This window comes from Nitrospirota bacterium, assembly GCA_016212185.1.
Taxonomy (GTDB): Bacteria; Nitrospirota; Thermodesulfovibrionia; order UBA6902; family DSMQ01; genus JACRGX01.
In genome coordinates this window covers 24,915-49,830 of sequence record JACRGX010000086.1, presented here as the reverse complement: position 1 = coordinate 49,830, position 24,916 = coordinate 24,915, and the positions used below count along the sequence as shown (strand labels likewise).

The following is a 24,916-nucleotide window of genomic DNA, read 5'->3' as shown; positions in this document are numbered from 1 at the left end:
TACAGCAACAATTCCAATTGTTGTTACTTCTAACAAGGTAACACCTGCCGCAGGAGACTGGCTTGGGATACGATTCTACAACCATGCAACTTCAGAGAGCATCCTTGACTATGTAACAGTTGACTATGGAGGGTCTCCCTATGCAAACATATACATCAACAACAGTTCACCAACCATAAAGAACTCTATCATAAGATATAGTCCAGCCCGCGGTATATACTCAGTTGGTGATTCTGCTCTAATACTTTTAAATTCCACACTCTCAAACAATGGAACAGACGGGGTTTATATGGTAAGCACAGGCGATCTAACTATTACAGGTTCAACCATTTCAAACAATGGAGGTTACGGAGTTTATGTAGTAGGCGGAGGGAACAGGAGTATAAGTTTTAGCACAATTAAAGATAATACCAACTATGCAATGTATTCAGAATCACCTATTTTAAAAGTGAATCACTGTAATATTACCGGTAATGGCAATGGTATTTATAGCCTCGCTGGATTAGTAGCAGATACACGTTCTAACTGGTGGGGAAGTTCTATAGGTCCTGGCACACTTGTAAGTTCTGGGGTGAATTTTGAGCCTTGGCTTGGTACAACTTATACTCATCCTTTTTACAATAAAGATCTGTCTGCAACGCTTCAAGAATTTAGCCCCTTAAATAATTCAGTTGGATACACATTCTCAATATCTGAGAATTCTACTTGGAATTTTTACATAAAGAATTCAGTAGGAACCATCATAAGAACCTTTTCCGGCTCTGGCACGTCAGGAGCAGTTACATGGGATGGAAAAGATAATAATGGAGTAATTGTGTCTGATGGCACTTACACTTATCAATTATCATCTACAAGCATAGGTGATAGTTCCCAATCAGCGCCTTTTATAGGAGATGTGGTAGTTAAGGAAGGATTACCAAAAGCAGAAATTACCTTCCCGGTAAACGGTCAATTTATTACTGGTACTACCGCCCTTAATATTCAAGGTATGGCTACTGATACTGATTTTAATAACTATAAGGTAGAGTATGGTTTTGGCACATCGCCAACAACATGGACACTAATAATTAACTCTGCAAATCCAGTTGACCCTGCAGGTACTCTTGCTATATGGGATACATCAAATTTATCGGGTACATATTACACCATCAGGCTTTCCGTAACAGATAGTGCAGGGAATACTGCAACTGCCTCTGTAGAAGTCAAACTCTTTAATATTTACACCACTTGGATTTCTAATCCCTACTTTTCACCCAATGAAGATGGTTCTAAAGACACAACCACGATAGGCGCTTTAATGAATTATTCATCCAATTGGACAGTGGACATAAAGAATTCAGGCGGCACAGTAATTAGAACTTTAGCTGGGATAGGGACTTCAATATCAGCCATATGGGATGGTAAAGATACAGCCGGAGTTGTACAGCCGGAGGGTGAATATTCTTATACAATTACTGCAATAGAAATAACTTCAGGTACAACTACCACAAAAGAGAGCGCCAGTAACATCACCATAGACCTGACTCCACCAATTGCCCAGATTACTTACCCTATAGCAGATCAGGAAGTTTATGAGACGGTAACTATAACAGGCACAGCCTCTGATGCTAATAATGAATATCATAATCTCTATTATGGTACAGGCACAAATCCAAGCTCATACACCCTTATTGCATCTTTCACAGTTAATGTTACTAATGGAATACTTTGGCCATGGAATACCCACACGCTGACTAACGGTATTTATATTTTAAAACTCCTTGTAATGGATAAGGCTGGTAACAATGTAGCGGTATTGATACCTGTAACTGTCAACAATGCTGATGTAAGCAATTTTGCCGCATCTGTAAGTTTTAATCCTTCATCAAACCAGTCAAGCGCTATCGGCTATACTCTTGCAAGGGGAGGGTCTGTCACAATCAGAGTGGGCACATATGCTGCTTCCTTCAGGACTCTAATAGAAAACGTCAAAAGACCCGCAGGTGAAAATACTGATTACTGGGATGGAAGAAATTCCCTTGGAGACCTTCTGCCAGCAGGGAGTTATTTAATTACAATAAACTCAGCTACAGACCCTGAACCAATGCCTGTGACAGCGCCGAGAATCAAAGACCCACTGTCAACACCCACAAGATTTGACCCAACAACTACTACCGGTACAACAATTTCTTACAATATAAGCAAAGACTCAATGGTTACTGTAAGCATATATGATTATGATAACAATCTTATACGAAATGTAGCAACCAACATTTCACAGTTACAGGGCAATAATTTTGTAATCTGGGATGGTAAAAATAACAACGGTAATTATGTCTATCCGGGCGCATATATATTTAAGCTAATTGCCGCTGACTCCGATGGAGTCATAGGACCGGAAATAGCAGGCGCAGCACAAGTATATTATTGACATGATAAGGGATAAGAAAGTTGAAGATAAAAAAAGAGGAGAACCATTATGTTTAAACAAAAAATAGCATTAATTTCTGTATTATGTATTTTGTGTTTTGTACTCTGGCGCTCTATTGCAGATACTTCTCCTCCCATAGAAAAAGACCATACAAAACATGACCCAAACAAATGTCATAACCTGCAATTTAATCTTCTTATGCCCACAAGCGGCTTTGTAGATGGAATACAGGTTTTAAGAGGCATTGTTCCAATAAAGATAGAAATGTCTCCTCTATTTCAGGGATATGGAAGGGATACAGGCTATGAGGTCTTCATTTCTATTGACTACACTGGCGTGTTTCAGTATGGGAGCAGAGAGCAAGGCGGTATAGGATTTACAGAAGGAAACATCCTAAATATGACCTATCAATTAAATACAAGAAGTTTAAACAATGGAACTCATTCAATAAATGTTAACGTCACTGACCATTATAATCACTTCGGCAGTGTATTAATGAGGGTTATAGTTGATAATTAGGGAGGGGAAAATGAGATATTTTATTACCATAATTTTATTCTGTATTTTAACCCTTGTGTCAGTCATGGTAAATCCTTCCTCTGTCTTTGCCTGTGCATGGTATGCAGGTGCAGATGGGACAACAAATACAGTTGTGAGCTCAGGACCACAACCCGGTTTCCAGGGATTATTTCCAACATGCGCCGGCGACCCTGTGGATGTGGCAACAGGAAGTTGCACTTATACTGTAACAGACCTTTTTGTTCCCTCTCCAGGTATCCCAGTGGCAATTACAAGGGTTTTCAACAACCTTGACCTCAAAGTTGGCTCAATGGGATGGAACTGGAGATTTTCATTGGATATGAGAATTATTTTTGTAAGCAATTACTCCGGAGACATAACTCATGCAGTTATCATAAACCCAAATGGAAGGCGTGATACTTACACTAAAGGCACAGATAATACATTTAGCCCGCCATCAGGTATTTACAACTCCCTTACCTTGAATGCGGATGGCACTTCTACATTGAAGACAATAGATAATCTTACATATACCCTTAATCAAGGCGGAAGACTTAAAGAGACAGCCGATTTAAATTTAAACAAGCTTACGATAAATTACACAGACAACTCTCCAACAGCAGAGATTACAACGATTGTGGATTCTGTTAATAGAACCTACAACTTTACTTATGAAAACGGTAAGATAAAAACAATCACAGACCCTGTCTTGAGGACAGTAACTTACACATACAATGGTGATCTACTCACCCATGTTACAAACCCTGTTAATGAGACAATAGAATATAGTTATGACCCATCAACTTATTATCTTTTAACAATCAAAAACCCTGCAGGCGTTATTTATCTTACTAACACTTATGACACACAAGGCAGGGTGTTAGCTCAGAACCATGCGGGGAAATTATATGAGTTTACTTATGATAATGGTTATACAACAGTCAGAGAACAAGGACTATACACCTCTATCTATTACTTTAACACCACTTATGGCTTTATAACCCAATACAGAGACCCTTTTAATAAATGGGCTACTTACACATGGGATATAGCTACAAAACAACTCATGAGTGTTACAGACCCTCTTGGGAATGTAACAAGCTATACATATTATCCTGACGGCAAAATCTGGACAATTACACAAACAATCTCAGCTACAGAATCAAAGACTACAACTTTTGAGTATTATGACCAGCAGTATTTTGGCAAGCTCAAAAAAATAACAGATCCCGAAACCAATGTAACAACTTTTACCTATACAAATGATGGGAAGGCAAATTTATACAGCATTGAAGACTACCTCGGCAATATTACTTATTTTGAAGACTACAACTTACAGGGGCAGTTTAGAAGAATAAAAGATGCCAATGAAAAATATACATATATAACCTATGATATACACGGCTATTTAGAATCAATAAAAGACCCTCTAAATAGGATAACCTATTTCACCCATGACATTGTGGGCAACAGGACTCAGGTAAAAGATGCGCTTACCCGTACAACAGATTATGTTTATGAGAACTACACGAGACTAAAGGAGGTCACTGATGCGCTAAATCATAAAACAATTTTTGATTATAATGCTAACGGCAATATTGCAAAGGTTACAGATGCAAAATTGCATGATACCTATTTTGAATACAATTCAATAAACCAACTCACAACCATTAAAGACTATTTCTTAAACACAAAGGCAACATACACTTATGATAGTCGCCATAACCTTGAGCAGATAACAAATACAAGTGGCAGAAAAATAGTTTATACATACGATGCTTTAAATAAAATTAAAACAAAGACGTTATATAAAGAAAACGGGATTGATGTTGATGATTTAGTAAATTACACCTATGATGATTCAGGAAGGCTTACAAACATAAACAATTCATCTGCAAATCTTACATTAGGCTATGACAAAGCCCACAGGCTTACATCAGCAACAACAAGCGGCGCAATGCCGGGAACAACCATATCCTACGAATATTATAAAAACGATATACGAAAAATGATGACAGATGCAGGCGGGGTTTCAAATTATTCCCTGCGTACTGCAATAAATCCAATTGAGACTATTACAACGCCATATATGGGGACTTACACATTTAGTTATGATGCTCTGAACAGAAGGCAGAATATGACAATGGGCAATGGGATAGCTGCAACATACAGCTATGACGATGCATCACAGCTTGGCAGTTTTGTATTTAAAGACGGCGCTGGCACAGTAACATCAAATGAATACCCACTTTACGATGATGTCAGCAATGTCAAAACAGAGGTAGACCTATCTGGTACGCACAGCTATAATTATGATGAGCTTTACAGGCTTATAACTGCAACGCATCCTGCAGGAAATCCCAATGAGTTTTTTAATTATGACTTTGTGGGCAATAGGACTGATAGTCATCTTTCAAGCTCTTATACAACCAATGAACTAAACAGATTAACGGAAGATAATAGCTTTATTTATGGTTATGATACAGATGGGAATATTACAAGCAAACAGAACAAGACTACAAATGAAACAACATATTTCTATTACGATGCAGAGAATAAGCTTGTGCAGGTTGATAAGTATAATTCAACTCCAACTTTAATCTCGTCTGTATCTTATTCATATGACGGATTCGGGAGACGTATTAAGAAGAACGTTAATAGTACCGTTACATATTACATTTACGACAATGAAGATATAAGATTTGAGACTGATGCTGTAGGGACAATTACTGCCGAATATACTCATGGGCATGGGATAGACGAACCATTGGCTATGCGTAGAAGCGGGGCAAACTATTATTATCACACTAATGGATTAGGCTCAATTACCGCTTTAACAGACTCTACAAAGGCAGTTGTGCAGTCTTATGTCTACGATTCTTTTGGCCAGATTATCTCACAAACAGGCACAATCACAAATCCATATACCTTTACAGGCAGAGAATACGATGCCGAAACAGGAATGTATTATTACAGGGCAAGATATTATGACGCCACAATTGGAAGATTTATAAGCGAAGACCCTGTTGGCTTTGCAGGGGGTGATGTGAACCTGTATGCGTATGTCGGAAATAATCCTGTGAACTTTGTGGATCCGTTCGGGTTGTATGATTGCACATATTCTATAAGCAGCCATACAATGACATGCACGCCTACAAATACGGCTGTCGGTGCCCCATTTAATAGCGGCAATTATGTTTCTGGAAATAACACAGGTCTTTCTGGTCCTCTAACTGCGCAAAATAACCCTGCTTTTAGTGGCGTTCCCTTTCAGGGGCCAATACCTCCGGGTAATTATACTATTGGTCCTCAGCGACCTAATTCGAGTCGAAGGAATCTGATTCCTGATCCCACTAATAATATGCAAGACAGGAATAACTTCCAGATTCATGGGTGCGGGAATCCAAATACTTGTTCTCAGGGGTGTATTGCTGCAACCACAAACGTGACGCGTGATAGGTTGAATTCTCTTTTGTCACAGGAAGAAGGTAACAATATCCTGCATGTTGTACCGTAGCCGTAATTTATCTATTGGAAAGATTAAGGAGAGTTTATGTTCTTGAACAATCGGCGCGATAAACTTGTGCTATTGCACAGTATATTATTTGGCTTCCTCTTATGTTTTCTTACAGCGTTTTCATCTTTGGCTGATGCTCAAAATAGAAACTACTACAAAAATCCTAAGGTGATATTAGATGAGGTTTCAAAGCAAGGAGCGCGCACGATTGTATCTGAGCTATATAATCATCCTACCGAATGGAATTTTGTTTTACAGCATATTGCCACAGGTACAAAAACGTGGTTGAAAGTGGCTGTTGCACTTCATCCCGGTTCTGATGCAGGAGCAAGTGAAATGTTGACCTTATCAGTTGGTGAAGCCCTTGAACGATCACCTTCGAATGTCTTCAAGGTTGCGTTGACTGAGTTTCAATTAGAAGCTATTTGTAGTGGTCCAGATGTAGATGATGAGCGTTATAATTCTTACAGTCTTGCAATAAAGGCTATTAATCAAAGGCAAAAGAGCATCTCAGCTATTGCCGAGCCGAAGCTCAAAATTATTTCTACTAAATGTATTCAATTGTTAGAAGAAGCGAAGTCTGGAATTGCAAAATTTCATAAGAATGTAAGAATGGAGTCAGGCTTGACTATTGACATTTATACATATGCGTAAAAATGGGGCAATTTATTATTATCACACTAACGGATTAGGCTCAATTACAGCATTAACTGACTCTACTAATGCAAGAATGGGGTCAGGCTTGACTATTGATATTTATACGGTCTTCTGTTATTCTTTTTCATGGCAAGAAAACCGAGGGTAGAGTATGAGGGTGCATTTTATCACGTAATAACCAGAGGGAATCAGAGACAAAATACATTCAAAGACAAAGAAGACTTTTTAAAATATCTTAAGATACTTTCCAGATACAAAAGCCAATATAAATATTTTCTTTATGCGTTTGTTCTTATGAATAACCATGTGCATCTATTGATTGAGACACAGAAAACTCCTCTATCCAAGGCACTTCAGGGAATCAATCAGAGTTACACAATATACTTCAACAGAAAATACATGACAGAAGGGCATTTATTTCAGGGCAGATACAAAGCAATACTGTGCGACAGAGATGAGTACTTACTGTCTCTTGTCAAATACATACATCTTAACCCTGTAAGAGCCAATGTAGTTAAAACACCTGACGAATATCTATGGAGCAGTCATGGGAGCTATATCAAAAGTGGAAAAGGCATAGTTGATGAAGAACAGGTTTTAAGGATGTTTTCAGAAGACAATACAAAAGCAAGAAAGCTTTATCGTTCATTTATAAATGCTGACTTAGCAGTTAAAAAAGAAGATGTATACCGTACAATTGATCAGAGGATAATGGGGAATGAAGAATTTGCAGAAAAAATATTGGATAAATATAATGAAGAACCGGGGCAGACAAGAAGACAAAAAGAATACACATTATCTGAGATAGCCGGAGGGATAGAGAAGGCTTATGGGATTATACTCAAGCAGATTCGAAGCAAGGCTAAGGATAGGGACATTTCTTTAGGGAGAAAACTGATTAGTCTTGTAGCAAAAGAGTATGGATATGCAGGCAGAGAGGTTGCCAAATATATACAGAAGGATCCGGCTATGGTTACGCGGTACTTAAAAGAGAAAGATGACTTAAAAGGGGAAGTGGAAAAAACAATTAAAACGGTGCGGGGTGAACAATAAAATGTCAATAGTCAAGTCTGACCCCTTTTATTTTAAGCTTGACAAAACAGCAAAACTCCTGTTAATAATTAGTTATGTGTAAAAGACTAATACTATATATTAGTCTCGTGTGTATTATTGTTGTTTTCACGTCACCTTCTTATTCACAGGATAAGGCTGAACACACGGGTACGGCAAATAATCATTCTGCATCAACGGTTAACCACAGGATAGATTTCTCATCCGAATATTCACTGGCCCAGAGCCTGCTTCAGAAAGAGTCTCCTGCACAGGTCATTGAGGAAAAACCTGTGACTGCACTCTCTTTACCTGATGCCTCTGCCCCTGTAACACCGTCCGGCACAGCTTCAGACGGCATCTCAGACGCCATCCCGGTATTAAAGGCGCTTCCTGATACGCTAAAAGATGCAAGGAAGGCGGAAGTTGCGACCCTTTATGAAAATTATGGATTCAACAAGTCGGTTGAACGAAGCCTTAACTACTATTCCAAGAAGATAAAGGAAAAATTCAACGTGGTTCTGGGCCGTTCCGGAAGATACCTTTCAATGATAACGGAAATTTTCAAAGAGAAAAACCTCCCGCAGGAACTCGTCTTTCTCCCGCTGATTGAAAGCGGTTTTAATATGTACGCCTATTCGCCGGCAAGGGCTTCAGGCTTATGGCAGTTTATTGCAGGAACCGGCAAAAGATACGGGTTAAAGATAGACTGGTGGGTGGATGAGAGGCGGGACCCGATTAAGGCAACTATAGCCGCTGCCGATTATCTGAGTGATCTTTATGGAATGTTCGGCTCGTGGAATCTTGCGCTGGCTGCGTATAATGCAGGCGAATGGAGGATAGTCAAGGCTATTGATAAGACAAAGACCGACAATTTTTGGGCCTTGAGGGAAACAAGGCATATAAAAAAGGAGACAAAAGACTATGTGCCTTTTTACATAGCAGCCACAGCAATTGCAAAAGACCCGGAGGGTTTTGGCTTTGAGAATGTAAGTTATAATGAGCCGATGGCATACGATGAAGTTATCATCAACTCTCCGATGGATATAGAGGCCATAGCCCGTTATGCAGAGACTGATGAGAAGGAAATCAGGGATCTTAACCCGGAACTTAAGCGCTGGTGCACCCCCCCGAATGTCTCAAACTACACTGTAAGGGTCCCTGCCGGCACAAGGGAGAAATTTTTAGCCGGCATTTCCAATGCAGAAGACAACAGCTTTTCCATTGAGCGCTACACTGTTAAAAAAGGAGATACCCTAAAGAAAATAGCATCCCGTTTCAGTATATCCACTGATGCCGTTACTGAATTAAACTCCCTTGACAGAAACTCACGGTTGGCGGCAGGCACGACTATTTTAGTGCCTCCCAAAAGCGCTGCCTCTCTAACAAAAGACACGGAAGTCTCAAACAAGAAAAAATCTTCCACGAAATCCAGGAAGGCATCCAAAAAGAGAAGAAACTATCTCGTGACCTCTGCAGAAAAGAAAGGCAAGACGTCCTGATTGTCCTGTCTGTAACACTTCTTTACACTTTATGTGGTGTCATTCTGGCTTGTCCAGAATCGTTCCCCTTTTTAAAAGAAGGATTCCCGACAAGCGGGAATGACAGAATTGTGTAAACTTATTTCTGAGACACCACACTAACGGGCAGAAGTTGCCGGCTTCTCTTCCTTCGGCAAACCGGCTCCAATTTTTGACCTGGCTTCAGCGCTCCATACTGAACCGGGAAATTCCTTGATAAGCTCCTCATATTTTTTCTTTGCATCTTCCGGTTTCCCGAGCGTCTCATGAAGCCGCGCCTGCTGAATTAATGCAGTATCCTTAAACACTCCGTTTTTAAATTTTTCAAGAACCTGCAGCGTTTTTAACGCATCGTCGGCCTTGCCGTTATTAACATGCGAAGACGCAAGCTTCTGATAAACAAGCGGGAGCATGCCTTCTTCACCGGGGTATTTGTCAATAAATGAAGCGTAGGACTTTACCGCATTGGCGTAGTCATTGAGTTTATAGTAGCAGTTGCCCAGATAAAACAGCGCAACAGGCGTTGATTTAACCTTGAGCGACTGCTGGTAAAGCTCCAGCGCCTTTTTCAGGCGTTCGTCCTCCTGCACAGGGGATTTTAAATTAATGCCGTAATAATAATTAAACGCCTCCTTTTCAAGCGCATATGCCTTATTAGCCAGTGATGCGGTATAAAACATAACAATAATATATGCGGCAAGGACAGCTCCGACGACAGATGAAATTAAGATAAAGGTTTTCTTTTTTTCCCTGACAAAATCCATTGCATGACTGACAATACCCTTTACCTCTTCTTCCTGAAGCGTTGTTTTTTTTGTGACTCGCTTTTTAATTGCCTTTGGCATTAATTCCCTCCCTAAGGTTATCCAGACCCCAAAACTTTATTAATAAGTTTTTCGGAATTTTGAAAAATCCTTTGCAGCGCATCTTCCGGAATGCCGGCAGAAAGCAGTATTATCCTTGCTTTTTCAATTGTAATCAAGTCCTCAGGGGCATGCGAATCCGTGTTTATCACAAGGGCCGCACCTGTCTTCTCCGCTATCCTGGCAACATGACCGTTTGAAAGGCAGTGCCCCTTTCTTGATGTAATTTCCAGGGCAATACCGGCATCCTTAGCCCTTGCGGCATCCTCTTCGCTGATGAGTCCTGGATGCGTAATAATATCAGCCCCTGCTTCTATGGCAGCGCTGTTTGTGCCATGCGCCACAGGCTCAACAACAGTCTCTCCGTGGACCAGGACAATTTTTGCTCCGAGGGCTCTTGCCCTAAATACGAGTTTCCCAATGAGCCTCGGCGGCACATGAGTAATCTCCGCGCCCGGGACCAGTTTAATCCCAGCGTCTTTTCCAATTTCTTCAACTGCCTGAACAATTCTCGGAATCACAAAATCAATATTTGATGAATCAACGTGGTCCGTAATTGCAAGCCCCCTGTAATTAGCGGCGCACGCCCTCCTTACAAGCTCTGATGGAAGAAGCTCGCCGTCGCTTAAAAGACTGTGCGTATGAAGGTCAATCATAAGTTCGGCTGACAGGCAAATATATTAACATATAAATTATCCTGTTTTCCTTTTTACTTGAGACATAGTTGTAAAATATGATAACTTGATTGTGTGGAAATATTCTTATTTGTAACAGTTAATCTCCTCCTGTTTTATTCCTGGCATGCGCTTCTTTACAGGCGCAGGGGTTATCTTTTATTTGCCGACAGGGTATCAGGCGCTCTGCTCTTATGCCTCTCTCAGATAATACTGACCGAAATGGCGCTCGGCAGTATATTCAAAAAACTCCATGCAGCGCCGCTTTTTATATTAAATATTATTATATCGCTCGGCGTGCTGTCCTTTTGCTCAGCCGGCGGGAAATTAAATTATAGAGACGTCTTCGGAGAAATTAAGGATAATGCAAGCCGCCTGTTAAATATTATAAAGGACAGCCGGATATTACTTATTATCTCAATCCTGTTTTCACTCTACCTGTGCTATCTGATATTCATTGGCTTTCTTTTCCCTTCATACACCTGGGACGCCCTTTTGTACCATCTTCCTATCATGGGATATATTTTGCAGTCAGGAGCTATTGAGCAAATCCCGGACTACTCGCTCATCTATACTTTTCTCAACATATTCCCTAAAAACATCGAGCTGTTTTTCCTGTGGAATGTCATGTTTTTAAAAACCGCCGCAGTTGTGGATTTAAGCCAGATGTTTTTTGTTTTTATAGGGATGCTGTCAATATACGGCATGGCCGTCAAACTCAAAGTTGAAAAGAAATATGCGGCTTTATCCGCGCTTCTTTTTTTCTTTGCCCCTGTGGTAATTCAGCAGTCAACTATTGAGTATGTGGATCTTGCAGTGTCCGCTTTGTTCCTTACCGCAATAAATTTTCTTTTATACATCTGCGCCTCAACCCGGGATACGGCAAAGTATAGATCTGTGCCTGTACTCTTAGCCGGGGCTGCAGCCGGAATACTTCTCGGCTCAAAAGGGTCGGGCGCCTTATTCATCGCCGCCCTTCTGGCAATGATAACGGCATCTGAAACTAAAAAATGGCTTTCAATGCGCAGTGATGGTCTTGCCAATAAAATGAACTTGAAAACCTCAATCATAAAAAATTCATCTTACTTCATCCTGCCTGTAATCCTATTCGGGAGTTACTGGTACATACAAAACTGGCTGCATTACAAAAATCCCGTATATCCGTTTGTAGTCAGGGTTTTTGATAAAGTTATTTTTGACGGGATACTTACAGAGATACTGGACAGCGTCCCTCAGGCTTTAGAAAATTTATCGCCTGCCGCGAGCCTTTTGCAAGTATGGCTTGAAAAGGAAAGCGCTTATATTTACTCGGCGTATTTAAGCGGATTTGGCGCTCTCTGGTTTATATTGTTTCTGCCGGCTGTCATTTTCTCGCTTGCTTATGCAATAAAGGAAAAGCGTTATGATTTCCTGCTCATAGCTGCGGTTGCGGTGTTTACCTTTGCCCTTTCACCGAGGAACTGGAACCCGCGGTATGTCATCTTCATATTTGGTTTTGGTAGTTTGTCTTTTGCATTTTTACTTAACCGGATCGGAGAAAAAAGCAAAGCGCCGGAGTTTCTTGCCCTGATATTTGTGTTATACACTATTTTCACATCAAACTCCCTCTGCATAACTCCCAATAAGATTAAAGAGTTTGCGCAATTACCTGCAAAGGAGCGCACACTTGCAAAAATGAATACGCCGTGCCTCTCAACACAAAAGGGCGACTACGGTATGTGGTCCTGGATTAACGCCAATGTATCTGCCGGCAAAACTCTGGCCTACACATTTGAGCCTCTATTGACAGCTCCGCTGTGGAATAACAATTTTTCAAACAGGATTATTTATCTAAGGGGGAAAAATATAGTTGACTGGCATGAAAATTTACATAAAAACAATGCAGCCTACGCATTAATTTTGCGGAAATCCATTGAAAACTGGTGGCTGACGGAATTAGAAAAATTCAGACACATTCCGCGGTGGGAAACCATTTACAATGAATTCAAGATAGTATATTCTGATAAAGAATACATCATATTAAAAATTGCTGAATAAAATACCAAAAGGGGGATGAAATGAGATTTAAAAATATTGTTTGTTTAGCAGTCGCGATTTTTGTTTTTTCAGCTTTGGTACTATCTGCATCCAGAGGTGCGACTGCACCTGCAAAGCGCATATATGTGGTCAACGGCGGCAACAGCATGGTTTCAGTTATTGACAGCAAAAAAAATGAGGTGGCGGCAACAGTGAGAGTAGGCGTATGGCCTGCCGGAATAGCAATTGACAGCGCAAGTAAAAAGGCGTATGTGGCAAATTCCAATCCCGGAGACAATAGTGTTTCAGTCATTGACCTTAAAAGCAATACTGTAAAAACAACAATAAAGGTGGGCAGAGAGCCAATGCATGCGGCAGTGAATCCTGAAGTTAAAAAAGTTTATGTTGCACACACAAAAGAAAATACAGTCTCGGTCATTGATACTGCAAGCAATAAAGTCGTAAACACAGTGACAGTCGGAGCCGCACCTTTTGACATTGCCGCTGCCGGCAAAAAAGTTTATGTGACCAATTCCGGCGGCGATACAGTCTCAATTATTGACGCAGTAAGCAATAAGGTAACTGCAACTGTAAAATGCGGGAAAGGACCCCTCGGCATAGCCGTAAATAATACAAAGGCATATGTTGTTAATAATGGCGAAAATACTGTATCGGTAATTAATACCGCAGATAATAAAATTGTTGCAACAATAAAGGTCGGCAGAAACCCGTGGTATGCAGCAGTTGACGCTGTTCATAACAGGGCATATATAACCAACAGGGATGATGCCGCCGTCTCGGTTATTGATACCACAAACAATAAAATAATTGAGACAATAAAAGTCGGCGTAAAGCCTACGGGCGTGGCAGTGGACCCTGAAAACAACCGGGTCTATGTCGCCAATCATAAGGATATTTCCGTTTCGGTGATTGATTCTGCAACAAATAAGGTGATTAATATAATCAAGCTGAGCCTGACGCCCGACAGCCCGTATGCCGGCTCGCCATGGGGCATAGCGGTGTATTAATCCTTCTACTATAATGTTCTCTAGTTATTCCTATGGATGCCCTTTATATTTCCCCCTCCCTTGACGGGAGGGGGTGTGGGGGAGGGTGTTATTTAGCCAACCTTCTTTACATAAAACAAATATAATAATATTGAGTTTTACTTCATATCTATGATATTATACACATATAGTTACACATATCATGGAGGTAAAGTGAAACGCACAAATATCATGCTGACTGACGAACAGCATAAAAAACTGAAGTCTTATGCAAAAAAAGAGAAGGCAACCCTCGGAGAACTTGTGAGGGAATCTATAGAAGCTGCATACGGGAAAAAAGATGCCGTAGAACACAGAAAAATGATTGCCCTTAACGCCTACAAAGAAGGGCTTATCAGCATTGGGAAGCTGTCAGAGATTTTAGGACTTGACCTTATCAGTACAAGGCGTTATCTGAAAGAGCACGGCATTGCCATCGGTATTCAGGCATTAGCCGATATTAAGCAGGACGCAGTGAATGCCTGAGATTGTATTTGATAATTGTGTCCTGAGTAATTTTGCATTATCAGATTCCCTCCATATTATTAAAAGCCTTTACGAAAACAAAGCATACATTACGGATTTTGTGTCTTCTGAGAACCTGAAGGGAATTTTCAGCGGTTATCAGGGGCTTGTCAAAATAAGAGAGGCTGCGAGAGACGGCTGGCTTAAGGAAACCGCATTAAAAAACATGAAGGAAAAAACTCTTTTTGAATCACTCGCAGTATCAATCGGGTTTGGCGAGGCATCAGGCATTGCCGTTGCAAAAACAAGAGGCTTTGTTTTTGCCTGTGATGATAAAGCGGCAAGAAGAGAGGCAGGGCTTTTAGGCGTAAAACTTACCGGCACTATCGGCATTCTCATCAAAGGCGTAAAAAAGAATGTTATTAATTCCCGACAGGCTGACAAAATTTTACACCGTATGACCGCTTATGGATTCTATTGTCCCGTCAGCTCAATAAAGGAAATTCTTTAGAGCCTTAGCCCCCTCAAACAATAACCCCAATTAACCAACCAATTTAATAATTTCATGGAATTTGCTAAAATCTAATAATGAAGAAACATTTTATGATATGCGTTGCTAATCATGGTTATGAAGCGTCATTGGAGATTAGAAAAATATATGAAGTGTTAGCCGACAGAGAAGCTGAGAGACATCACCAGACAAGAGTCATTGATGAGTCCAGCGAGGACTACTTATACCCCGAGGAGTACTTTGCCCCCGTACGATTACCATCCGTCACAAAAGAAAAATTAGAACTGATAGCAGCCTGATAATAGAATCTATCGGACAACTGATAGCCGCCACTGATTTAGGGCGTTATATCCTAAAAACATGACAGTAGAATATCATGCCTAAATATCAGGTGGAATCAATTACGTATGCAGCTTACATTAGGGACTAATATTCAATTTTGCATATTAGTCCCCGAGAAAGTGTAATAAACTTCTTCAGATAACATAAAACTGGGTTTTTTTATTGACTACATAATCAAAATTATGATACCGTTCAGATAATAACTGGTGCCCTCGCTCCGCTTCGGGCAGGTAGTCGGACGGAAATAGCGGACGGAAATAGGGGACGGTTCTATTAAATAAAAATATGCTGCATTAAAACATCTCTATCCCGCAAACTCTTTATCTGAAAACATCGGATAATGTTTTTTATTGAGCGTCCAGAGTTTAAACGCGTTTATCTTCGCGGCGGCTCCGACAAGGGCGTCTGCAATTGTTACATTATGCGAACCTTCATACTTGTTAAGAAACTCGCCGGCTATTCTTCCGATATTTTTGTTAATGTCTATTACATTAAGCGTTTCCAAAAATGCTTCAACTTTCAGCCGCTCTTTTGTCCGCAAGCCTTTGTAAATTTCAGCTACCTGAACAGGCGTGATAAAAACATACCCTTTAGTTTCGGCAGTTATCTGCTTGAAAGTTTCCCCTACGGACCTATCGCCCCTTAATATCCAGATAAGAACATCTGTATCAATAATTATCATAACTTCCTGTCTTTTCTTAGCACCCTTATATAACCGTCTACATCAAAGTCCCTGTCTTTCCAGACGCCGGACACATCCTCCAGTGTTTTTATAATTCTTTGCACTTTCCTGTTCATTTTTTCCTTAATGCTTTCCCTTATAATCTCTGATATGGTAGCGCCCTTTGCCCTGCTTTCTTTTTCCAGATAACCATATGTATTTTCGTCTATATATATCTGTGTTCTTTTCATTACTGCCTCCTTATGATGTATATATACATTATACAAATAAAAACAAGGAAAAGTCAAAAATATCAGGCTCTGTGTCTCTGCATTTTCATGCTCTGCCTACGAAAGCCCTAATGCAACCCATAGGGCATCATCCAACTGCCCTATAACTACTGTTTATCCGCCTCCAAACTCCTCTTCCGCCTCTTTCACAATCTCACCCGGGACGTCTGTGTATTTCGGGGAAAAATGGAAGACCTCCAGTCTTCCCGCCCCTGCCTCTCTGGCAATCCTGCCTGCCTCTTTTGCAGTAAGATGATACCGCTCCTTTGCCCTGTCATCATCCCTGTCTAAAAAATACGCCTCAATGTACAGGACATCCGAGCCTTTTGCAAGGTCTATAATCTTTTTCATGTTTTCTTCTGTGCCGATGGTGTCAACGACATAAGACAATTTCTGCCCTCTGGTTATATTAGCTATGTATTTGAGTTCTGAGAAATTAAACTGTTTATCATTAATTTTAAAAACCCTGTCCGCGGCTCCATCCCGTATAGCCTGCTTAAGCTCTCCAAGCCATTGCCCTACGGGAAGGTCTAATTTATTTAATTCAGCCTTATCAATATTTATGTGGTAATCCTCCTCCATGCTGAACGCAAGGCATGGAATCTGATGGTCAAGAACTGCCGCCTCCACTTTAAAAAAAGAATCTTTAAGCAAAACACCGTCAAAAGACGCTGATGCCGTATTTTCGCGCTTAAAGGAATTCTGTGTCCTGAAACGTGCCTTTGTGACAGTCTTTTCATTAATCTCCGCAGCTTCAATAATCAGGGGGTAATCTCCTATGAGATTCCATGTATAGCCTTTAAGCTTTCCCTCAATGCGATCCAGAAAACCCTCAGGCCCATAGAGTCTCATAGGCTCTTCTTTCCTCAGATGGAGCCTCAGGATATTATCAAACCCGATAAAGTGGTCCACATGCGTATGAGAGATAAATATATCGCTTACTTTGAGAATATCCCTTGCAGAGAGGTTCGCAGTAAAACCTGCATCAAAAAGAAACGCCCTGCTTTCCCTCAAGAGCCTTACATAAAGCCCTGGGTCTTCAAACGGTCCGTTAACAAGTCTTGCATGAAAAGAAGGTTTCATGAAGAAATTATAACTTAAATAGTGATATAATATTAAGAAATTTCAAATTCTAAAATTAAAAATTAAGGTTTTGATTTTTAATTTTCTTTTAAGGGGGATTCAATGCCTGAACTAAGAAAAGACCCTGTTGTCGGCAGATGGGTTATCATCTCGGTAGAAAGGGGTAAAAGGCCGGCTGATTTCAGCCTGGGCGCAGCCGCTAAAAAAGGAGGATTTTGCGCTTTCTGCAGGGGAAACGAGCACACCACTCCGCCGGAGATTATAGCCTTCAGACCTGATGGAAGCAAACCCAACACCCCGGGCTGGACGCTCCGTGTCGTCCCAAACAAGTTTCCGGCTCTTCAGATAGAAGGTCATCTGGATAAAATCGGCGAAGGCATCTATGACAAGATGAACGGCGTCGGCGCTCATGAGGTTATAATAGAAAACCCAGACCATAATTCCTCTTTGTCAACAATGCCGCTGAAGTCGGTTGAAGATACGCTCTGGGCATATCACTACAGGATTTCCGACCTTAAGAAAGACCTGCGTTTCAAATATGTGGTTGTATTTAAGAATGAAGGCGAGGCGGCAGGCGCATCGCTTGAACATTCGCATTCACAGCTTATCGCGCTTCCAATTGTGCCGAGTCAGGTGACCGAAGAAATAACAAATGCAAAACATTACTATGACAATAAAGAACGGTGTATTTTCTGCGATATAATACGTCAGGAGCTGTCAATGAGGACAAGGGTGATTTCCGAGAACAAGGGATTTATCGCCCTGGCCCCGTATGCCCCGAGGGCGCCTTTTGAGACATGGATTCTGCCGCAGAAACACGAATCAGCATTTGCGCCTGACGGTAATTTTTCCATGTTGGCCGAGATACTGCAGCGCACCATGAAACAGATAGACAAAGTCCTTGACTACCCTCCTTACAACCTAATGCTTCACACATCTGCCTTCAATGACGAGGTAAATGAACACTACCACTGGCACCTTGAGATAATGCCTAAGCTCACAAAGATTGCAGGCTTTGAATGGGGCTCAGGTTTCTACATAAATCCAACTCCTCCGGAAGAGGCGGCAAAATTTATGAGAGAAGCGAAGATATGAGAAAATTCCAAATCTCAAATTTCAAATCTCAAATTTTTTAATATGCAGATACTTATCGCATCTCCTGAGGCGCTGCCTTTTGTAAAAACAGGCGGGCTTGCGGATGTCGCCGGAGCGCTTCTTAACGAATATGCGCGCATGGGGGAAGATGCAGCCCTAATATTGCCGCTTTATCGGAAGATTAAAAAAAATGCCGGCAAATTTAACATTAAGCCTGCAGGCAGGAAAATAACCGTTCCCGTGGGCGGCAATATTGAAGAGGGAATCCTCTGGGAAGGAAAGACTGCCGAAGGAGGCAGGGCATATTTTATAGAAAATGACAAATTCTACGGCAGGGACGATTTATACGGAACGCCTGAAGGCGACTTCCCTGACAATGCCGGGCGGTTTACATTTTATTGCCGCGGAGTGCTTGAGGCGGTAAAGGCGTTAGAATTGAATATTAATGTCATACATTGCAATGACTGGCAGACGGGATTAATTCCGGTCTACACTAAGACAATATGCAAAAATGAATTTCCTGAAATCGCAACTTTAATGACTATTCACAATCTTGGTTATCAGGGATTATTCCCTTCCCATGACCTGCCTCTGACAGGGTTCGGGTGGGAGATGTTCAATATGGAGGCCTTGGAGTTTTACGGCAGGATAAATTTTCTTAAAGGCGGTATTGTATTTGCAGACGCCGTAAGCACGGTAAGCGGTAATTACGCAAGGGAAATTCTCACCCGCGAGTATGGTTTCGGCCTTGAAGGCGTGCTTGCCAAAAAGAGTAAAAACCTCTGCGGCATCATTAACGGCATTGACTACAACGAGTGGGATCCTGAAAATGACAGCCTCATTCCGGTTAATTACAGCAGGGGAAAATTATCAGGAAAGGCTGCTTGCAAAAAATCCCTGCAAAAGACATGCGGTCTTCCGCAGAAGGATGTCCATCTTATCGGCATGGTCACACGGCTCTCCGCGCAGAAAGGGCTGGACCTTGTTGCAGATGCAATGGAGGGGATTACCGGGTTGGGGGCTCAGATGATAATCCTTGGAAAGGGAGACGAGTCATTCCACAAAATATTTCTCGACCTCAAGAAAAAATATAAGGAAAAGCTCTCCGTTACCATTGGTTTTGACGACAGGCTTGCACATAATATTTATGCGGGTTCTGATTTTTTCCTGATGCCGTCAAAATATGAGCCCTGCGGACTGGGGCAGTTGATAGCCCAGCGGTACGGTGCAATACCCATAGGAAGAGCAACAGGCGGAATTGCCGATACGGTCATCCCGTACAACCCGGCAGACGGAAGCGGCACAGGGTTTTTATTTGAAGAATATTCACCGGAGAAACTGCTGGAAACAGTCAGGACCGCGTGCAGTCTGTTCAGTGACAAAAGACACAGGCTGAAACTCAGGAAAAACGCCATGTCACAGGATTTTTCATGGAGGAAATCGGCAAAAGATTACCTCTCTCTTTATAAAAAGATACTTAGAGGCAGGAATTAATAAAATGTTTGAGGCCATTGAAAATAGAAAACATGAATATAAGCTGCAGGAAGCCGAGATTCTGACAAATGTTGCATGCATCGTCAACTCAACGCTTGACCTGAAGGACATTTTCAATAGAATTACGCAGCTTGTGGCAAAGAGTTTAAAAAAAGATGTCTGCTCCATTTATTTGGTGAAGCGTGAAAAGAATCTCATATGTCTTGAAGCCACAAAAGGTCTTAATGAGGAGTCAGCAGGCGTTGCCTGCATGCCAATCGGAGAGGGAATAGCCGGCTGGGTAGCCAAGGAACTTCAGCCTCTGGCTGTTGAAGACATAAGAAAAGAGCCGCGGTTTAAGGATATTCCGATAACAGGGGCCAGCGATTTTCTTTCAATGCTTGCAATCCCGATTTTGAGGGATGATAAGGCGATAGGGGTTATAACGCTTCAGACACAGAAAACTTATGTTTATACACCTGAAGAGATCAGCATGCTTACGATAATCTCCCACAATATAAGTTCTGCCATACGAAATGCTGAACTTTATAAGGACTCTAATATTCGTCTTCATGAATTGCAGACAATTCATGAACTCGGCAAGGCAGTAGCTTCTATTTTACATCTTGATACACTCCTTCCATACATATGCAAGGAGGTATCAAGACTCTTTAATGCAAGGGGCTGCATACTCAGACTTATAGAGGAAGGAGAGGTCGGAATAAAGGCGTCTTATGGCCTGCCGAAGGAGATTGAGCAAGCAATGAGCCTTAAACTCGGAAATGGAATTGCCGGATGGGTGGCTCAGACAGGAGAGCCCCTGCTGGTTGATGATGTTTCAACCATGCCGGAGAATCTGCGCATCCCGGGGATTGAAGCAACGTCCGTGCTATGCGTACCGCTTAAGGCAGGCGAACGCCTGATAGGGACTCTGGGGCTTTATGACAAGAAAGATGAGCATGGGGTTACAACCTTTTCCCATGATGACCTTGAACTGCTTGTCACCTTTGCGTCGGTATCGTCCATTGCAATTGAAAATGCGCGCCTTTACAAAACTGAAACTGAAAAAGAGAAAAAAATACTGTCGCTTTACTGGGAGGTCATACAGACAAAAGACTACCTTGAAAGCATTATAGATAACTCTGCCGATGCAATCATCACCTCTGACATAGACGGGCTTATTACCTCATGGAATATGGGGGCTGAAAAAATTTACGGCTATACTGAGGATGAGGTTTTGGGAAAATTTCTTCCAATGGTTCCGGAGCGTCTGATAGAAGAAGAAAAACAGGCGCTGATAAAAATAAAACAGAAAGAAACGATAAGAAACATAGAGGCGCTGAGACAGACAAGAGATGGAAAACAGATAGAGGTGAGCCTGACGCTGTCCCCGATACTTGACTCCGCAGGCAATGTCACTGGAATAACCGGAATCTCCAGAGACATTTCTGAGAAAAAGAGGGTTGAAAATCAGCTTATAAGAAAAAATCAGGAATTGTCAAAATTGTTTTTTATAAATTCGGTTGTCAGAAGCACTCTTGAGCTTGATGCCCTTTTAAGGATGGTGCTTACCGTTGTCACAATGAGCGACGGTCTTGGTTTTAACAGGGCGGTTCTTTTTCTTGTGGATGAGTCTAAAAATGTTCTTAAAGGAGAGATGGGCGTTGGGCCTGCAAGCCATGAGGATGCAGGGCATATATGGGGCTCGCTTGAGGGGAAAAGCCTTGAGACCATGATAGAGGAAATTGAAGGAGGGGTATTTAGGACAGACACCTATCTTAATGAGGTAAGCAAGCATTTGGTTATAAACCTTAACACCGAATGCATACTTTCAAAATGCATTAAGGAGATGACTCCGATTAATGTTGCAAGCGCCTCGGAAAACCCTCTTGCAGAGCCTGTTTTAATTCAGGAGCTTGGCACAGAAGCATTTGGAGTCATCCCGCTCATTACAAGAAATAAGGCCATCGGGCTTATCTGGGTTGATAACCTTTTCACCAGAAGGGCGATAAAGGACGAAGACTTGCATTTTCTGATGGGATTTACAAGCCACATAGCTTCGGCAATTGAAAATGCAAGACTTTTTGAGGAGATTTCCCTTGCTCAGTCCGAGCTTCAGAACATATTTGAGTCAATATCAGATATGCTTTACTTTAATGACAAGGATTACAACATAAGACATGTAAACCAGGCCGTGATAGCGAGAATCGGAAAACCCGAAGAAGAAATAATAGGCAAAAAGTGTTATGAAATATTTCATGGCAGAAGCGAGCCGTGGAACCAGTGCCCGCATCATCAGACAATCAGCACAAAAAAGGCATATGTCGGAGAAATAGAAGACCCTCATCTCGGCGGCACTTTTGTTGTATCAAGCTCCCCGATTTTTGATTCGGCAGGCAATCTTGCAGGGACCGTTCATATCTCACGCGACATAACAGAGATGCACGCCCTGAAGAACAGGGTTGTCGCCGCTGAAAGAATGGCTGCGCTCGGTGAAATGGCTGCGCGGGTAGCGCATGAAATAAGAAATCCGCTTGTCTCTGTTGGCGGCTTTGCACGCAGGCTTGAGAAAAAGTTGAGCGGCAACCTCCGCGACTATGCAAATATTATCGTTGAAGAAGTCAGCAGGCTTGAAGATATATTAAAAGATATTTTGGGTTTTGTAAGGGCCACGAAAATAACAAAAAAGAAGATAAATATAAACGAGATTGTTGACAACACAATAAATTTCATCACCCATGAGACGCTGGAAAGGGGAAATATCCTCGTTAAAGACCTCCTGCCCGCACCGATAATAACAACCATAGACCCGCAGAGGATTAAGGAGGCAATATTAAATGTTATTGCAAACGCCAATCAGGCCACTGACCATGGTGTGGTTACTGTAAAAACAAAACAGGAAGGCAGGGAGGCGATTATTGAGGTCACAGATACAGGCTGCGGCATCAAACAGGATGACCTTAAGAATATTTTCAACCCGTTTTTTACTACAAGGCCCCATGGAACAGGTTTGGGGCTTGCCATTACACACAGGATTATTGAGGAGCATAACGGCAGGATAACGGTAGAAAGCATATGGGGCGGTGAAAGGGATATTGACGAGAAAGGAGTATTGAGCGGTACGGGAGGCACGACTTTCAGAATTTATCTGCCGCTGGACGAAGGACAAAATTAAAGATACAAAGATACAAAATTCACGATACAGGATACATGATGCAGGATATTAAACATGAATCGCAAATCATTTTACTTTTTCAACATATTATCTTAAAATAAGGAGGGTAGACATGAAGATACTTATTGTAGACGACGATCAGCATATACAACTGCTCTATAAGGAGGAGCTGGAAGAGGAAGGCTACGAGGTAGTTGTTGCGGGAACAGGGAAAGAAGCGCTGACATTGTTTGATAAGGAAAAACCTGATATTGTAACACTGGATATTCTTATGCCTGATATAGACGGCATTAGTCTTCTAAGGATGATGAAAGAACAGCGGCCCAAGGTTCCGATCATTATGTCAACGGCTTACGACTATAAAGACAATTTTTCCGTATGGGCTTCTGAGGCTTATCTGGTAAAGTCGTCAGACCTTAATGAACTGAAGGCAACAATTAAAAAGCTTACAAACATGTAAGCTAAACCAGCCGCTAAGCGCAGTAATATACTTCGGCATAATGTCGTCCGGCTGCGTTTTAAGATCCAGGCGGTAATCATACGAATCCCGCATTTTTATAAAATTGCATCCGCCTTAAAAGCCTCCCACTATCCTTTCTCAATAAGTATTTACAAAAAAATCCCTTATTTGTTAATATTAAAGACAGTATTTAGTGAGTAATAGCAAAATGGTTAAGGGGCGAGGATAATCAAATAGCAGCAAAGGGGCACTTGACCCTTTTTCTCATGCCACTTTCTTTATACTGTTTACTATTCACTAAGGAGAGGTGGCCGAGAGGTCGAAGGCAGCCGCCTGCTAAGCGGTTGTGGGGCTAATAACTCCACCCAGGGTTCGAATCCCTGCCTCTCCGCCAGTAAAAAGCAGTTCTAAGTTATGAGTTATGAGTCAGATAACCCATAAACTTTAATATAAATAACTTTTAACTGGAAACTAAAAAAAAAGGAGGATTTAAGATGAAGAAGTTCTTGGCAGTTTCAGCAGTTGCAGGAATGATCCTGCTGTCAGTCGTTGCATGTAAGAAAAAGGAGGAACAGCCTGTCCCAAAAACCTTTTCACAGGAAGGCCAGGCAGGCGCGCCGGCTTTGCCGCCCGGACATGGACCTACAGGCTCAATCGGCCCGCTCACAGTATCTGTACCGCCTGATGTAAAAGGCAAATGGTCTGCAGTTAAGCTAATTATAGACGATAAAAAAACAAAAAAGACACAGGAGTACACAGTTGGCCTTAGCAGTGAATTGAAGATTCCTGATTCAAACCTGACGGTTAAGGTAAGCGACTTTCTGCCGGATTTCAAGATGAACGGCAATATTATTACCTCAGCGTCCAATAATGCCAACAATCCGGCTGCCGGCATATCAGTTTACGAGAGCGGCAAACAGATATTCCCGGGCTCAGGTGAAGGCGGATGGCTTTATGCAAAGTTTCCCAACATACACCCTTTCCAGCATGACCGGTTTGGCATCACCCTTAAAGAAGGGGTAAAAAAGTAGCAAGGGAGTTAACGGTTGACAGTTGACAGTGGGATAAAACTGTCAACTGTCCGCTGTG

General features: G+C 41.7%; 21 protein-coding genes and 1 tRNA gene. 17 read left to right on the top strand and 5 right to left on the bottom strand.

Annotated features, from left to right (window positions below):
- From HZA10_10055 to HZA10_10030, 6 genes are all read left to right on the top strand, one after another.
- Positions 1–2,410 (top strand): right-handed parallel beta-helix repeat-containing protein (locus tag HZA10_10055; protein ID MBI5196648.1); only part of this gene is annotated, 2,410 nt, incomplete at its 5' end.
- Between the two features lie 48 nt (positions 2,411–2,458).
- The gene (locus HZA10_10050) at positions 2,459–2,929 is read left to right on the top strand and encodes a hypothetical protein (GenBank protein ID MBI5196647.1); all 471 of its coding nucleotides are present in this window, start codon (positions 2,459–2,461) and stop codon (positions 2,927–2,929) included.
- A gap of 10 nt (positions 2,930–2,939) precedes the next feature.
- Entirely contained in the window at positions 2,940–6,446 is a 3,507-nt protein-coding gene (locus HZA10_10045; GenBank protein MBI5196646.1) for a DUF2778 domain-containing protein, read from the top strand.
- Positions 6,447–6,482: 36 nt separating this feature from the next.
- On the top strand, positions 6,483–7,100 hold the full coding sequence (locus tag HZA10_10040) for a hypothetical protein (protein ID MBI5196645.1): 618 nt from the start codon (positions 6,483–6,485) through the stop codon (positions 7,098–7,100).
- A 129-nt stretch (positions 7,101–7,229) separates the two neighbouring features.
- On the top strand, positions 7,230–8,156 hold the full coding sequence (locus HZA10_10035) for a transposase (protein MBI5196644.1): 927 nt from the start codon (positions 7,230–7,232) through the stop codon (positions 8,154–8,156).
- A gap of 74 nt (positions 8,157–8,230) precedes the next feature.
- Positions 8,231–9,655, top strand: coding sequence for a transglycosylase SLT domain-containing protein (locus tag HZA10_10030; protein MBI5196643.1), 1,425 nt, complete (start codon positions 8,231–8,233; stop codon positions 9,653–9,655).
- Positions 9,656–9,792: 137 nt separating this feature from the next.
- Here HZA10_10030 and HZA10_10025 read toward each other — a convergent pair whose 3' ends face one another.
- On the bottom strand, positions 9,793–10,518 hold the full coding sequence (locus HZA10_10025; GenBank protein ID MBI5196642.1) for a tetratricopeptide repeat protein: 726 nt from the start codon (positions 10,516–10,518) through the stop codon (positions 9,793–9,795).
- Positions 10,519–10,535: 17 nt separating this feature from the next.
- Positions 10,536–11,192, bottom strand: coding sequence for a histidinol phosphate phosphatase domain-containing protein (locus tag HZA10_10020; GenBank protein ID MBI5196641.1), 657 nt, complete (start codon positions 11,190–11,192; stop codon positions 10,536–10,538).
- Between the two features lie 93 nt (positions 11,193–11,285).
- Between HZA10_10020 and HZA10_10015 the strand changes: the two genes are divergently transcribed.
- From HZA10_10015 to HZA10_09995, 5 genes are all read left to right on the top strand, one after another.
- Complete coding sequence (locus HZA10_10015; protein MBI5196640.1) at positions 11,286–13,247, top strand: hypothetical protein; 1,962 nt, start codon at positions 11,286–11,288, stop codon at positions 13,245–13,247.
- Positions 13,248–13,267: 20 nt separating this feature from the next.
- Entirely contained in the window at positions 13,268–14,254 is a 987-nt protein-coding gene (locus tag HZA10_10010; protein MBI5196639.1) for a YncE family protein, read from the top strand.
- A 192-nt stretch (positions 14,255–14,446) separates the two neighbouring features.
- Positions 14,447–14,758 carry a UPF0175 family protein gene (locus HZA10_10005; protein ID MBI5196638.1) on the top strand — a complete coding sequence of 104 codons (312 nt, stop codon included), beginning with the start codon at positions 14,447–14,449 and terminating at the stop codon, positions 14,756–14,758.
- Positions 14,751–15,248 carry a DUF3368 domain-containing protein gene (locus tag HZA10_10000; protein ID MBI5196637.1) on the top strand — a complete coding sequence of 166 codons (498 nt, stop codon included), beginning with the start codon at positions 14,751–14,753 and terminating at the stop codon, positions 15,246–15,248. The genes HZA10_10005 and HZA10_10000 overlap by 8 nt, the downstream gene beginning before the upstream one ends.
- Before the next feature lie 77 nt (positions 15,249–15,325).
- Entirely contained in the window at positions 15,326–15,547 is a 222-nt protein-coding gene (locus HZA10_09995; GenBank protein MBI5196636.1) for a hypothetical protein, read from the top strand.
- Between the two features lie 347 nt (positions 15,548–15,894).
- Here the strand turns inward: HZA10_09995 and HZA10_09990 are convergent, their stop codons facing one another.
- The 3 genes from HZA10_09990 to HZA10_09980 all read right to left on the bottom strand — a co-directional run bounded on the left by HZA10_09990 (position 15,895) and on the right by HZA10_09980 (position 17,624).
- On the bottom strand, positions 15,895–16,272 hold the full coding sequence (locus tag HZA10_09990; GenBank protein MBI5196635.1) for a type II toxin-antitoxin system VapC family toxin: 378 nt from the start codon (positions 16,270–16,272) through the stop codon (positions 15,895–15,897).
- Positions 16,269–16,502 carry a ribbon-helix-helix protein, CopG family gene (locus tag HZA10_09985; GenBank protein MBI5196634.1) on the bottom strand — a complete coding sequence of 78 codons (234 nt, stop codon included), beginning with the start codon at positions 16,500–16,502 and terminating at the stop codon, positions 16,269–16,271. The genes HZA10_09990 and HZA10_09985 overlap by 4 nt, the downstream gene beginning before the upstream one ends.
- Before the next feature lie 153 nt (positions 16,503–16,655).
- Entirely contained in the window at positions 16,656–17,624 is a 969-nt protein-coding gene (locus tag HZA10_09980; protein ID MBI5196633.1) for an MBL fold metallo-hydrolase, read from the bottom strand.
- A gap of 102 nt (positions 17,625–17,726) precedes the next feature.
- Between HZA10_09980 and galT the strand changes: the two genes are divergently transcribed.
- The 6 genes from galT to HZA10_09950 all read left to right on the top strand — a co-directional run bounded on the left by galT (position 17,727) and on the right by HZA10_09950 (position 24,858).
- On the top strand, positions 17,727–18,719 hold the full coding sequence (galT, locus tag HZA10_09975) for a galactose-1-phosphate uridylyltransferase (GenBank protein ID MBI5196632.1): 993 nt from the start codon (positions 17,727–17,729) through the stop codon (positions 18,717–18,719).
- Between the two features lie 42 nt (positions 18,720–18,761).
- Positions 18,762–20,213, top strand: coding sequence for a glycogen synthase GlgA (gene glgA / locus HZA10_09970; GenBank protein ID MBI5196631.1), 1,452 nt, complete (start codon positions 18,762–18,764; stop codon positions 20,211–20,213).
- A gap of 4 nt (positions 20,214–20,217) precedes the next feature.
- Positions 20,218–23,367, top strand: a complete 3,150-nt coding sequence (locus HZA10_09965) for a GAF domain-containing protein (protein MBI5196630.1) — start codon at positions 20,218–20,220, stop codon at positions 23,365–23,367.
- Between the two features lie 112 nt (positions 23,368–23,479).
- Positions 23,480–23,827 (top strand): response regulator, encoded by a 348-nt coding sequence (locus HZA10_09960; protein ID MBI5196629.1) that lies wholly within the window; start codon positions 23,480–23,482, stop codon positions 23,825–23,827.
- Positions 23,828–24,128: 301 nt separating this feature from the next.
- A tRNA-Ser gene (locus HZA10_09955) sits at positions 24,129–24,221 on the top strand.
- A gap of 100 nt (positions 24,222–24,321) precedes the next feature.
- Positions 24,322–24,858 (top strand): DUF2155 domain-containing protein, encoded by a 537-nt coding sequence (locus HZA10_09950; GenBank protein ID MBI5196628.1) that lies wholly within the window; start codon positions 24,322–24,324, stop codon positions 24,856–24,858.
- Positions 24,859–24,916 lie beyond the last annotated feature (58 nt).